Source organism: Chitinophaga sp. (assembly GCF_036566945.1).
Lineage (GTDB): Bacteria > Bacteroidota > Bacteroidia > Chitinophagales > Chitinophagaceae > Chitinophaga.
On record NZ_DATCVJ010001024.1, the window covers coordinates 1 to 12,905 of the forward strand.

A 12,905-nucleotide genomic window follows, 5' to 3' on the forward strand; every position below is an offset into this window, starting at 1 on the left:
CATGAGCAAACGGCGGATCAGTGTGTAATAGCGGTCGCCTTCAAAACAGAATTCTACCTGTCTTTCTTTTAGAATATATTTTCTCATTTCTGTCTGATTGCCCACTGCACCTGGGTATACTTTTTCTATACCGGGTAAACCTGCGCGGGTTCTCACCTGATTAAGGTAGGTTACAATATCCGCATTACCTGGATCATATTCATTCAATGCTTCTACATAATCCAGTAATATTTCAGCATAACGGATAAGAATATACGGAGAACGGTAAGCACCACTGACCATCGTCCGTATGTTATCATTGGGGCTCAAAAGTTTACTAGGTACATAGCCGGTGATAAGGTTATTTCCCTGACCTGACATGCCTGATTTACCACCGTAGTACAACTCTATTCTGCCGCTGTCATTCTTATTATTGTCTGAGGAGAAATAATTCCGGTCATCTGCAGACACCGCGGCTACAACAGGTCGGCGGTTATAACCGATAAAAGCATAGAACCGGGGTTCCCGATTGGCGTACATATTCCAGTCCCCTTTACTTTGCTCCCATGGCTTATCTCCCCAGCTTTGGGAGAAGCCTGTTTCCACATATTTAGAGGTAGGATCATCAATTGTTTTACCGTCATTCATATAGAATGCATCTACCACATTTTGCGTAGCATTATATAAGTTATAACCTGCCGGGCCAGGTGAAGCACACTTGGTATATCCCCAGCGATCCCAGTTCATAGTGGCCAGGATAATTTCATTGTTCCAGGAAGTCAGAAATACATCGCGAACAGATTCATATGGATTAAACTCCCTTCCCCCGTTATCCAGGTTAGTGAACAGCTTATAAATATTTGAGTCAATGATTGCTTTGGCTGCTGCTGCTGCAATGCGCCATTTATTAGGATCATAACTCGCGGGCGCCAAAGACGTTCCATCCTGATTTTTGAAATTGGCAAACCGGGGATTACCATTCCATAAAGGGCTGGCAGCCCACTGTGCCACCTTTGCTTTTATGGCCATGCACGCGCCCCTGCTGGCACGGCCATTATTACCTGCATTCCAGACAAAAGGCAACCCTTTTCCTGCAGCATCCATGAGCTCATTAATATGGGCTACACAGTCATCAAATGGCGCTCTTGTAAGTTTATTATAGTCGTCATTCTGACTCATGGTGCCTGTTAACTTTACAAACGGCCCATACTGTCTTAACAACATCCAGTAAAAATAGCCCCGCAGAAAAAGGTTTTCTGCTTTATACTGTGCCTTCAGCTCATTACTCATCTCAATGGACGGCACCTTATCTATATTCTCCTCAAAAATAAAAGACTGACGGATACCGGTATAATAACCACCCCAATTGTAAAAGTACCAATCAGACGGACTCCAGTTACCACCCACCATATACCTTACAGTGGTACTGGGAATACATACGGAAAGTTCATCTGCTGCACCAATATTGGAATAATCACCGCCACCAGCCCTGTAGCTGTAAATATTACTCAGATAGGCTTCTGCGTTTACCCTGGTTTGCCAGATTTGCTCGTCGGTTAAAAGATTGTCCGGCTTTTTATCCAGGTATTTAGAACAAGACCCCAGTGTCATTAAACTAATACCAATAAAAAAAAGTAACAGGTATTTATATCTGGTCATAACATGATCATTTTTGCTTGATTAAAATTGCGCTCTTACACCCAGTGTAACTGTTTTGGGATAAGGATACTTGGCGGCATTATTGCCCAGTTCAGGATCCCATAATTTAAACTTCGAAAACGTAAGCATGTTGGTACAGGTAGTATATACCTGCAAACTGCTGATGCCTTTTCGTTTCATGTCCGGGGTGATAAAAGAGTAACTGAGGGTCGCTTGTTTCAGGCGCATAAAACTGCCGTCTCTCACCCACCAGCTGCTATTTACATAGTTATTGTCGTTGGTATTAGCTACTGTAACTCTTGGGTAGTGTACATTCTGACTTGGATTTTCAGGTGTCCACCGGTTCAGGATATCTTCGAGTACACTGGCGGGATATTGTCCCATCCCTGCAAAAGGTACAATACCTACTCCCGGCGCTCCGGCGCCATCCCTTGCCAGGTCTGTACCGTTGGCCATAATACCTACATCCCCTACTCCGGCGAAAATGGCAGAGATCTCAAATTTTTTGTACCCCAGGTTGAAACCATAACCGTATGACCAGGTAGGGAAACTTGATTTTCCCAGATAGGTCTGGTCATCTCCGTTAATTTTTCCATCACCACTCAGATCGGCGTATTTTACATCACCAGGATACACCACTCTGGATTGAGTAGGACTTTTGGCCACATCATCGTCAGAAGTAAATAATCCAAGGCTTTGATAACCGTAGAACTCACCAAACTTATGTCCTTCCCGCTGCTGATAAGGGAATATCGCTTTAGGTTGATCCGCATAGAGGATCTTATTTTTGGCGTAAGTAACGTTACCGAATACACGCAAAGAGATGTCCTTTCCTATATGATCTGTATACTCCAGGCTGGCATCCATTCCTTTATTTACCATTTCACCTATATTGCCGTAAATACTGGTCGAAGAATAACCTCCGATAGGGGAAATGCTACTCCGTCCAACAAGGATAGCCGTTCTTTTATCCTGAAAAAGATCTACTACCATGCTTAACTTATTCAGGAAACCAACTTCCAGCCCGATGTCCGTTTTGGCTGATTTTTCCCAGGTCAGCCCTTCAGTGCCCATCACGGTGGCAGCAATACCATTGTGATAAGTGGGTGTGCCGGCACTTCCAAAAGAGACGCCACCCGCACCGGTATTATATACTGTTAAATATCCAAACCTCGTACCGGCGCCAATTTGATCATTACCAGTCATACCGAAAGATCCTCTGATTTTCAGCAGATTCACCACTTTGGTCAATGGCTCGAAAAAATTTTCTTTGGAGATGACCCAACCAACAGATCCTGCCGGGAAGTATCCCCATCTCTCTCCTTTTTCAAAATTTTCAGAACCGGTGGCCCCCATATTTGCTTCGGCCAGATATTTATCCATATAAGAATAAGTTACCCTGGCTGCTACATTCTGGTTGCGGTAAGGAATAGCCGCAATGGCATCTCCGGCAGTACCCCGCAGGCGATTCCTGATACTACCTACCAGTAATCCACCAAAATTATGTTTGCCGAAACTACGATCGTAATTCAGGCTACCTTCCAGGTACATCATGCGCTCACCAGAAGAAGATGATTCATAGTTCAGATAAGTATCACCTGTTCTCACTGGTGCACCAAATACAAAACTGCCATCTTCATTTCTACCGGAAGCATACCAGAGAGCATTCTGGCCTTTTCTGCTATTATCAAATTCACTATAAGTATCGAAAGAAAAACGTGCATTGGCGCTCAATCCTTCTGTTAATGCATCCAGTTTTTGATTGAGGGATAACACGGATTGAATAGATGGTTTGAACTCCGTGCTGTAACCTGAGTTCTGTACCAGATTGAAGGGATTGGCTCCACCATTGTTGATAGGTCCGGCCCATTTTCCATCAGGATAGGTAACCGGAAAAGAAATAGGATTGGTGCCATAAGTAGCATACCAGATAGCCCCGGCAGAGTTACCCGGAAAACGGCTATTTACCAGCATAGAAGCCAGGTTGAGGGAAAGCAGTGTTGTTTTGGTGACATTCAGGTCTACATTACTCCTGAAATCATATCTTTTGAAATTCAGATTGGGATTATAGTTGATATCTTTTACATTATATTGTCCATCCTGGTTATAAAACGACATTGATACATAATATCGCATGGCTTCACCACCACCACTTACATTTACATTGGCATTGGCCATCGTGGCCCAGTTCTTATAAATAGCATCGATCCAATTTACATTGGGATACATATAAGGATCCAGTCCGCTGGCTGTTTTTCTGATAATTTCATCTGAATAGGCGGGTTGCTCACCTGCATTCGCCCGTGCTTCATTATACATCTTCATATAATTCACACCATCCAGCATTTTAGGCAATATGGTTAAACCACTGTAGCCTGTTTCCGCTTTGGCAGATACTTTGGGTTTACCAGCTACCCCTCTGCGGGTAGTAATAATTAATACTCCGTTAGCCCCCTTAGCCCCGTATACAGCAGTAGCGGAAGCATCTTTGAGCAAGGAAATACTCTGTATGTCTTCCGGATCTATATTATTAAAGGCACCACCATAGGTGCTATTAACATCCTCCCGTTGTACGCCATCTACAATAATCAACGGAGAATTACTACCCACAAAAGTACCTATACCCCGGATCGTAAAGTTGGGATTATCATAACCCGGCTCTCCGCCAACACTCGCCATGGAGATGACACCTGCTACTTTACCCACCAGCGCGTTGGTCAGCGTGCGCACAGGCGTTTGCATATCCCCCATATTCACGGTGGAAACGGCGCCCGTTACGGTTACTTTTTTCTGGCTGCCAAATCCCACTACCACTACTTCATTGAGCTTATCAACTTTCGCTGATAAACTCACCTTCAATGTTCGCTGACTGGCCACTTTCACTTCTTCCGGGTTCATGCCCATCATCGCCACTTTCACGATATCATCTTTGTTGGCATTGATGGAAAAAACGCCCATTACATCGGTAACGGTACCTTTTTTGGTATCCTTCACCGTAACCGTAGCACCAGGTAAAGGATTACCATCGGCATCCATCACCAACCCGCGGATCAGCCACTCTGGCTGTTTTTCGCCGGTAGCGGCAGGTGCGGCAGTAACAGGTTCCGTTGCAGTCGCCTTTTTATCCAATACGATGCGGTTGCGCTGTACGACATAGCTGATGTTTTTACTTTTGAAAATAAACGTCAGCACCTCATCCAGCTTTGCCTGCTGGAAATTGAGCGAAATTTTCTCGCCGTCATTCAGCAGCTGATTACTGTACACCAGCGTAAGACCCGTTTGCTTTTTAATGGCACGGAATACCTGCAGCAGTGAAACGTCATTTCCCGTAACCGTAACAATAGACTGTAACGAAGGCGTGGGAGTTTGTGCCTGCACATTGAAAAAAGAAGCGCATACAAGGCCGCATAGCACCAGTAAGCGTACCACTCTTCGCATAGCCAGTTGACAGTGGCGTATACTTTTTCTCATTCGGGAATGTTTACAAGTTAAAACGATTATACAGCAAATGGCATTTACAAATGCTTATCAATAGAACTACATCGATTTTGCAAAAACGGGTGACAGGAAACCTTCACTTTTTTTTAAGAAAAGAAAAATTCATGGTGACTGACCTGTTTGCGTATTAAAATAAGTGGGGAAGAACACGACCTTCTTTACAAGGCACGCGAAAAAACAGCAATGTAACTACCTGTTTTCGTAAAAACGGATGACAATCTGATGGCGTGATACGGAAAATATTTACCTGAGAATAATTTCGCTGCCGGATACCTGATATTCCACCTGCGCGGTAGTTTTAAGGTCAGATAAAAAATCATCCAACCTGTTCCTGTCCATTAATCCGGTAACGGATTTGCCGGCAAATTTATCTTTATCTATAACAAAGCGCATCCCATAGAAACGGGTGGCTTCTTCTATCAGCGACACCAATGGCATACGGTGGTAATAATATACCCCGTTGCGCCAGGAGGATACCTCTTCTTCATCAAAATGACTGGTCTTAAATCCTTTACCAGCGCCATAATCGGCCTGGATACCCGGTTGCAGGGTTTGTTTTTCATTCCCCTTACCATGGGCAATCACACTACCTGATACCAGCGAGGTTTTCACGCTGCCGGCCTGATAAGTATTAATATTAAAGGCAGTGCCCAACACCTGCACGCTGTTCAGTGCAGTACGCACCACAAAAGGACGCTGCGCATCCTTTGCCACATTAAAGTAAGCTTCTCCCTCTACATATACTTCCCTGGTGGAGGGACCAAAATGAAAAGGAAAACGTAAACGGGTAGCGGCATTCAGCCATACCTCCGTGCCGTCGGACAAGGTTAATTTATAATTTTCTCCTGCAGGTACATCCAGCGTATTTTGTACGGTATCTGAAGATGTATACTGTAAACCGCCATTGCCGGTATTCAGGGTGGCATTATTTAATGCGATTGTTTTGGTGCTGTCTTTACTCAGCTCAATGGCCTCCCCATGATTCATCACCAGGCGAATCGCCTTCTTTTGCTGTTGCTGTACCGCGCTGGCAGAATAGTATACCGTGGTTGTTTTATTTTGGAAGAAGAATACCAATAGGCTACTACCCAGCAAAAGGATCATCGCTGCGGCGATCAAGAATTTCTTTATGGATACTACCTTAGCCGGTGTTTGTTCTTTTCGTTCTTCTTTAATGGCATGCAGCGCGGTATCGGAATCAATGGTCTGCAGATAGCCACCGGCATTCATGCTTTCATCTTCCTTTACCAGCAGGTCCCATTGCGCTTTAAACGCAGGGTCCTGCGCCAGTTGTTCCTGCACATAGCTTTCTTCTTCTGCAGAGAGTGTTCCCGACAAACGTTGTATATATAATTCAAATATTTTTTCCGTTGCTATTTCCATGATTGTTAACAAAACGAGGGCTAATACCCCTTATTAATGATTGCATGACGTAACACTTTCAGTCCCCGTTTTAAATGGGTTTTGAAAGAATTGATACTGATGCCCATCTCATCCGCCGCCTCCTGGTAACGCTTTCCCTGAATATATACCATTTGTATAGCCGATCTTTTTTGGATGGCCATATCATTAATCGTCGTCAGTAATTGTTTATAGTAATCCGGTGAAACCTCCGGCATCCCCATACAGGTTTCGTCCTGTAGTTGCGTAAATGCGGCCTGCTGTTCCCGTTCTGCCTTTTGCTTTTTCAGGAGTGTCAGGCAACGGTTTTTAATCGCCTGATGCAGGTATCCTTTGATATCACCATTAAATTGAAGATATAACTTTTTGTCCCAAATGTCCAGGAAGAAAGTTTGCACAAGGTCATTCGCTTCTGCTTCATTACGCAGAAACCAATAGGCATTCAGGCAAAGCAGCTTATGATACTTCATAAATAAAGCATCATAGGCAGTGGCATCGCCGTCCTTTAACCGTTCCACCAATTCTATGTCTGAAGAATGATTCATTTAAAAATGACCGCCTTATTAGTGATAATACTTTACCCGTGACATAAACACATGACTATGCTGATAGCCGCATGGCGGACAGCTGTTGATCGATTCGATGATGTAAAAAAAGATGTTGGAAGAACCCTACTTCTTCCATTGTCCAACTGTTGTTACTAAAGATTTTGGCCTAATGAACTCTAATTTGAAATCAAGGTAAATAATAAAATTGTAAAAACATACGGGGGCGTTAAAAAAAAGTAAAGCCCCGGCAAAGTATGCCGGAGCTTTTTTTCACGGGGGTTTCAGTAGATAGCTTATAATTTAAAAAAGATCTTTTGCTTATATAACCAGTAGCACAGGCCCCATTCCAGTCCCAGCACGGCGAAAGCGGAAATAATTTCCTGTCCGCCTTCCGGCACCCCCACCATCCCAGTGAAGCCTTTTACAAAAATACCGGTGGTGGCATTCACCCATTGCACTCCTACCGTTTCGAAAAAGAGGTAAATAAAAATAGCGTTCATCCCTACCACAGTGGCCAGCCACGCATATCGCACATTTTGCTTTACATCTATGATCCAGTACAAAAATGCCAGTACCAACATCACCCAACCTCCGGATGCCAGGGTAAAAGAAGCCGTGGCGATTCGTTTAATAATAGGCGTAATCCCTGTCCAATCCAGTCCAAAGCCAGCTATCAGTCCTATGACGCCTGCTGCCAGCAGGATCTTTATTTTTTGGGCAGATGACCGGCTGCTGATCAGTAATTTCCCGGCCAGTACTCCCCAGATGGTATGTGCGGCAGTAGGTAAAAAGTTAATCGTCACCCAACCACCACCATCATTTAATTTTCCCATCAGCACCATGTCTATAAAAGAACCAAAATTATGATCCTGCACAAATGGCTGCTCATAACCAGGTATCAAAACAAAACGATAAAGCAGGTCGGTCGCCAACAACAGTGCCAGGCTTACACCCAGCTGGAAACCATAGGAACGGCGTATAATCAGGTAAGCAATAAGGGTAGTAACAGATAATTGCGTCAGCACATTCCATAACTCCCATACTAACCTCCCGGCATATACGCAATGGAGGGCAGTACCAAATATAAACAACTTTAAACAACGTAGTGCAATATGCCGGAAGTTTTGTGACCAGCTAACGCCTTTTTGTGTTTTATAATAATAAGAGATATACATGGCGGAACCAGCCATCGTCATAAACGCCGGCTGCACCAGATCCCAGGCCCGCAGGCCATTCCAGGGATGATGAAAAAACTGTTCTATCATGCTGCCCGCTATACCCGTAGGGTGCAACTGCGCTATTGATTCATAGATGCGGGCACTCTCCCCTGCCAGGAGAATCATGATAATTCCGCGCATCACATCCAGGGAAATCAGTCGTTGGTTGACATTGGTTGTACTGTTCATTGTCCTGATTGTAGGCTTAAATTAATAATTATTCTGGCATATTTATTAAAAAAGATGGAGCGCCTTCATCCGGAATGGTGCCCAACTGAGTTCCCCAATCGCTGGTAGTGGCCACCATACCCAATCGTATAGCCGTCCCCGTAAAACCTTTTATTTTCGAACGGTCCAGTTTTCCTTCAAAACGGATCACTCCATTTGATTCCACAATGGTGCCTATGGTAAAGAAACTGCTACCCGACTGCGGGTCAAAATTGAACCCGGTTTGCGCGCCACTGTGATAATACATCGTCATGGGAATAGCCGGCGACTGCAGTAACCACTGCCCTTCCAGCAACACATCATAAGCGCCATCCGTGAAGAGCGAGGTCAGGAGGCCCGTACCGGCATTGTTGTCACTGTCGATATACACGTCGAAAATCACTTCATCCGACCGCTTACCCGTCATCTCCACATAGAAGTATACATTTTGTCCGTCGTAATCGAATTTGGCTTTTTTAAATACGCCGCCATTAGGCCCTGCCGTCATCACCTGCTGGCTGATGGTGTCCCAATCGGCCAAACTGTTATCCGTCAGTTTCACGGGCGATGTTTTGGAAATCCGTATCACCGTAGACCCTTCTGCCGTTACCCCATCTCCCGAAGTAGCATACAGGGTAGGCACATACTTGCCCTTACCTTTATAAGTATGCACCGGGCTTTGCTCGGTAGACGAAGTGCTATCGCCAAAATCCCATTTCCAGGAAGTAGCGCCGGTAGTAGTATTATTAAACGTTACCTGGTTGCCATCTACTTCAATGGTGTATACCACCACCGGCGCAGGTTTGGCATCATCTTTTTTACAGGCAGTAGCTGCACAGAGCAACAATAATATAGAGCATAGTTGTTTTTGCATGTTCAGGGAGTTTTAAGGATTCTGGATACACAGTTTGTTCGTTTCTACTTCATCAATCGGGATGTAATAGATGATCTTGGTACTATTGGGCTGTATCACCATATTGGCATAACCAGCGGGATTTTTAGCCGGGTTGATATCCGATTGTTTCAGGCCGGGTAAATGATAGCCCCAGTAAGTTCTGTCCATCGGCCTTTTGTTGCGGTAAAGATCATAACTCCGATGCCCTTCAAATGCCAGTTCCAGCCTTCTTTCCTTTAATACAATGTCCAGTGCCGATTTACCGGCAGGCAACTGCTGATGATATAGCGCATTGCTTAATCCCCGGTTGCTGCGGATCATATCCACATCGTCCAGCGCTGCACCGGTATTGCCTGCTTTGGCATTGGCTTCTGCCCTGTTCAGGTACAACTCCGCCAAACGAAACATAATCGGTGAACTCAGCGTAGGCCGGCCATCCTGCCCGGAGAATTTGGAGATATAATAAATGTCGATCCCATTTTTCTGTTGCAATGCACCGTTATCGTCTGTCAAAGGGACAATATACTGCCAGCGCACATCTTCGGGATTAGCCGACATGGTATCTCTCAGCGAAGCGGAGGCAAACTCTTCTCCCCAACCGGAATTACCATCAGAAAAAATCATGGAAGCAATAGACCCAAATTTGCCGTAGTCATCCGACTCTTTGGAAAAGGCGACACAAAAAATAGTTTCGCTGCCGGTGATCGCGTTGGCAAACAAAGCAGGATAAGTAGCGGCGCTGGTCAGTGAAAAACGACCACCATCAATCACCTTATTGGCAAAATAAATAGTGCTGTCGTTTACGCCTTCATAGAGGTAAGCCCTGGAAAGCAAAGCCCATGCGGCTTCGCGGGAAGCATACTGCGCGCCTCGCGCCTGCGTCATTAAGTCGGCTCCTTTTCTCGCGTCTGCAATAATTTGTTTATATACTTCTGCTACCGAAGCCCGCGCCTTCTGTGCCGGATCACTGGTGGAAGTGCGTATGATCACACCAGCAGCAGCAGGATTTAAGGTATACGGCATGGCAAATAACTTCACCAGGTTAAAATGACTGAAGGCACGCATGAAGTAACATTCACCCAACAACTGCTGCGTAGATGCATCCGGGTTAGACAACTTCTCTACTGCCTCTATTACCGTATTCGCATCGTTGATGATCTTATAAGAGATATACCAGAAATAACGTGTATTCGTTTGCGTGGGGGAGTGATCCAGCGAAAAACTATAGAACAACGGATCTTCTGTTGTTTGTCCGCATACAATATCATCGCTGGCAAAATCCGACAACTGAAAATACTGGCGCAGGTACATGTTATTATCATCCGTGGTACCATTAAAAGGCACGTGATCTTTCAATAGGGAATACGCTCCGTTCACCGCATTTCTCAGGCCCTCCGGCGAGCTGGTAATGGTTTCTGTGGTCAGCGCATCGCTGGGATTTACGTCTTTCATACAGCCGGTTTGCCACAACAACAACGGCAGTAATATCAATATTATAATAGCTGATCTCATGACAGGCAGTTTAAAATCTGAAATTAATGTTGAACAGGTACTGACGATTATTCGGATACTTAAAATCCGATACGCCGGGCATCACCTGCGATCCGGGCGTAATCGTCGTTTGCGGATCCTGTCCTAAGAAATTAGTGAACGTATGCACATTGTCGGCCGTGAAACCTACGGTCACACCTTCCATCTTTAAGCGGCTCACCAATGCGTGCGGCAGTTCATAACTCAAACTAATGTTACGCAAAGCCAGGAAACTACCATCCTTCAAAAAGCGTGTAGACGTTTGCGTTGAATTCGCTGAATTCTGCGGACTGGGCTCTGTAGCATCATCTCCCGGCTTACTCCAGGTGCTGCTGCCTTTAGGTAAATTCACCTGGTTGTAATAAGGTTCGTTACCATCATTTTCTACAAAGCGCAGGTTGTTGCTATATACTTTATTGCCGGAAAGGAAATAGATATTCACTCCCAGCGAAAGGCCGTTATACGTAAAGGTATTAGTCATGCCCCCCTGGAACTTTGGCAATGCAGATCCTACTTCCTGGTAAGTGGCGCTGGCATAGTCGGAGGTAGATTTTCTGTTGCCATCCTTGTCCACAATTTCCCATAATGGTGCACCGGTTTGCTTATCTACTCCCAGCCATTTAGGCATATAAAATTCATACAGGTTACCACCGTTGCGGTAGATCTGTGAAATACTCCAGGTAGATTGTGTGTTGATGATATTTGCGGGGAATTGCCGCAGCTTATTTGTATTGAAATTGATATTAAAATCAGTATGCCACTGGAACTTACCGGCGCGCACATTCAGGGTGCTCAGCGCCAGTTCCACACCGTTATTCACCAGTTCTCCCACGTTTTCCCATCTGGTTTCAAAGCCCACAGACAGCGGTTGTGATACCTGCAGCAACAGGTTTTTGGTAACGTTGTTATACACGTCTACGCTCAGGTCTATACGCTTAAACAAGCTGATATCAATACCACCATTCCACTGGTATTTGCTTTCCCAGGTGAGGTCCGGACTGGGCAACTGCGAAGGCGTGGCAGCGGTTTGTGAATTATACTTGCTCGACAGTGAAAACAATGCCAGGTAACGGGATGACCCGATGTCCTGTGTACCGGTAACCCCATAGCTGGCCCGGAGTTTTACCATATTGAACACGTCATTGTCTTTCAAAAAATCTTCATTGCTCATCAACCACGCGGCAGATAATGCCGGGAAAGAAGCATAGCGGTTGCTGGAAGGAAAATTGGAAGAACCATCTACACGGAAAGATCCGGTGAGGAAATATTTATCCCGGAAGCTATAGTTGACCTGTGAGATAAACGATTGTATAATCGCTTCGCTGATATTACCAGCTACCTGTTGATTGCGGGAAACTACATTCAACACATTTAACCCTATCGGTAATCCTTTTCCGGAAGCCCCTAACAACTCCGCATTACTGCCTTCAAACGCCACACCAGCAAGGCCGCTGATACGATGATCGCCCATATGAAAATCTGCTTTCAACAGGTTGTTGGATACATAGCCATAATTGAGATTGCTCTGTTCATCCAGGAAACCATCACCATGATACTGTCCGGCTACCTCGGAAGAATACCAGGTTTTGCTTTTATTATAGCCGAGCGACAAGCGGTTGGTGCTGGCAAAGGTGAGCCAGCTGGTAATACCGATGTTCAATCCCATATCATAATTCACATCAAAATTTTTATAGGGATGCTCAGAGTTTTGAATGGTATGTATAGGATTCACTTTATCACGCGACCACCATTTAAAAGGAGAGTTACCATCTACATACAGGGCATTGCCGCTGCTGTCGTAGGGATTATCCCAGGGCATGTTCAGGAAAGCGTAATACATGTCGTTGTAGTCGTACGTTTTACCGAAAGCGCCGCTCAGGTTAATGTTGTTGGTGACACTGATATTTTTTGTAAAATGATAGGTAGAATTGGCTCTCAGGTTTACCCGTTTATAATTGGTATTCATGAAAG

The 12,905-nt window shown here is 45.0% G+C and carries 8 protein-coding genes; all 8 read right to left on the reverse strand.

Features of this window, described 5'->3' with window-relative positions:
• Positions 1 to 1,638: RagB/SusD family nutrient uptake outer membrane protein (locus VIP81_RS30815; protein WP_331971083.1), on the reverse strand; the 1,638-nt coding region annotated here is incomplete at its 3' end.
• Positions 1,639 to 1,659: 21 nt separating this feature from the next.
• Positions 1,660 to 5,109, reverse strand: a complete 3,450-nt coding sequence (locus tag VIP81_RS30820) for a TonB-dependent receptor (protein WP_331971085.1) — start codon at positions 5,107 to 5,109, stop codon at positions 1,660 to 1,662.
• 270 nt (positions 5,110 to 5,379) lie between these two features.
• Positions 5,380 to 6,519 (reverse strand): FecR family protein, encoded by a 1,140-nt coding sequence (locus tag VIP81_RS30825; RefSeq protein ID WP_331971088.1) that lies wholly within the window; start codon positions 6,517 to 6,519, stop codon positions 5,380 to 5,382.
• 20 nt (positions 6,520 to 6,539) lie between these two features.
• Positions 6,540 to 7,082 (reverse strand): RNA polymerase sigma factor, encoded by a 543-nt coding sequence (locus tag VIP81_RS30830; protein ID WP_331971091.1) that lies wholly within the window; start codon positions 7,080 to 7,082, stop codon positions 6,540 to 6,542.
• Positions 7,083 to 7,378: 296 nt separating this feature from the next.
• Positions 7,379 to 8,491, reverse strand: a complete 1,113-nt coding sequence (locus tag VIP81_RS30835; RefSeq protein ID WP_331971094.1) for a DUF5009 domain-containing protein — start codon at positions 8,489 to 8,491, stop codon at positions 7,379 to 7,381.
• A gap of 28 nt (positions 8,492 to 8,519) precedes the next feature.
• Positions 8,520 to 9,383: a PKD domain-containing protein gene (locus tag VIP81_RS30840; protein WP_331971097.1), complete on the reverse strand. Its 864-nt coding sequence runs from the start codon at positions 9,381 to 9,383 to the stop codon at positions 8,520 to 8,522.
• 12 nt (positions 9,384 to 9,395) lie between these two features.
• Entirely contained in the window at positions 9,396 to 10,916 is a 1,521-nt protein-coding gene (locus tag VIP81_RS30845; RefSeq protein WP_331971100.1) for a RagB/SusD family nutrient uptake outer membrane protein, read from the reverse strand.
• Between the two features lie 10 nt (positions 10,917 to 10,926).
• The coding region (locus VIP81_RS30850; protein WP_331971103.1) for a SusC/RagA family TonB-linked outer membrane protein at positions 10,927 to 12,905 on the reverse strand (1,979 nt) is incomplete at its 5' end.

Bases quoted from the DNA above. Each gene is read 5' to 3' on its own strand.
- VIP81_RS30820 (WP_331971085.1), bottom strand. From the start codon at position 5,109: ATGAGAAAAAGTATACGCCACTGTCAACTGGCTATGCGAAGAGTGGTA.
- VIP81_RS30840 (WP_331971097.1), bottom strand. From the start codon at position 9,383: ATGCAAAAACAACTATGCTCTATATTATTGTTGCTCTGTGCAGCTACT.
- VIP81_RS30830 (WP_331971091.1), bottom strand. From the start codon at position 7,082: ATGAATCATTCTTCAGACATAGAATTGGTGGAACGGTTAAAGGACGGC.
- VIP81_RS30825 (WP_331971088.1), bottom strand. From the start codon at position 6,519: ATGGAAATAGCAACGGAAAAAATATTTGAATTATATATACAACGTTTG.
- VIP81_RS30845 (WP_331971100.1), bottom strand. From the start codon at position 10,916: ATGAGATCAGCTATTATAATATTGATATTACTGCCGTTGTTGTTGTGG.
- VIP81_RS30835 (WP_331971094.1), bottom strand. From the start codon at position 8,491: ATGAACAGTACAACCAATGTCAACCAACGACTGATTTCCCTGGATGTG.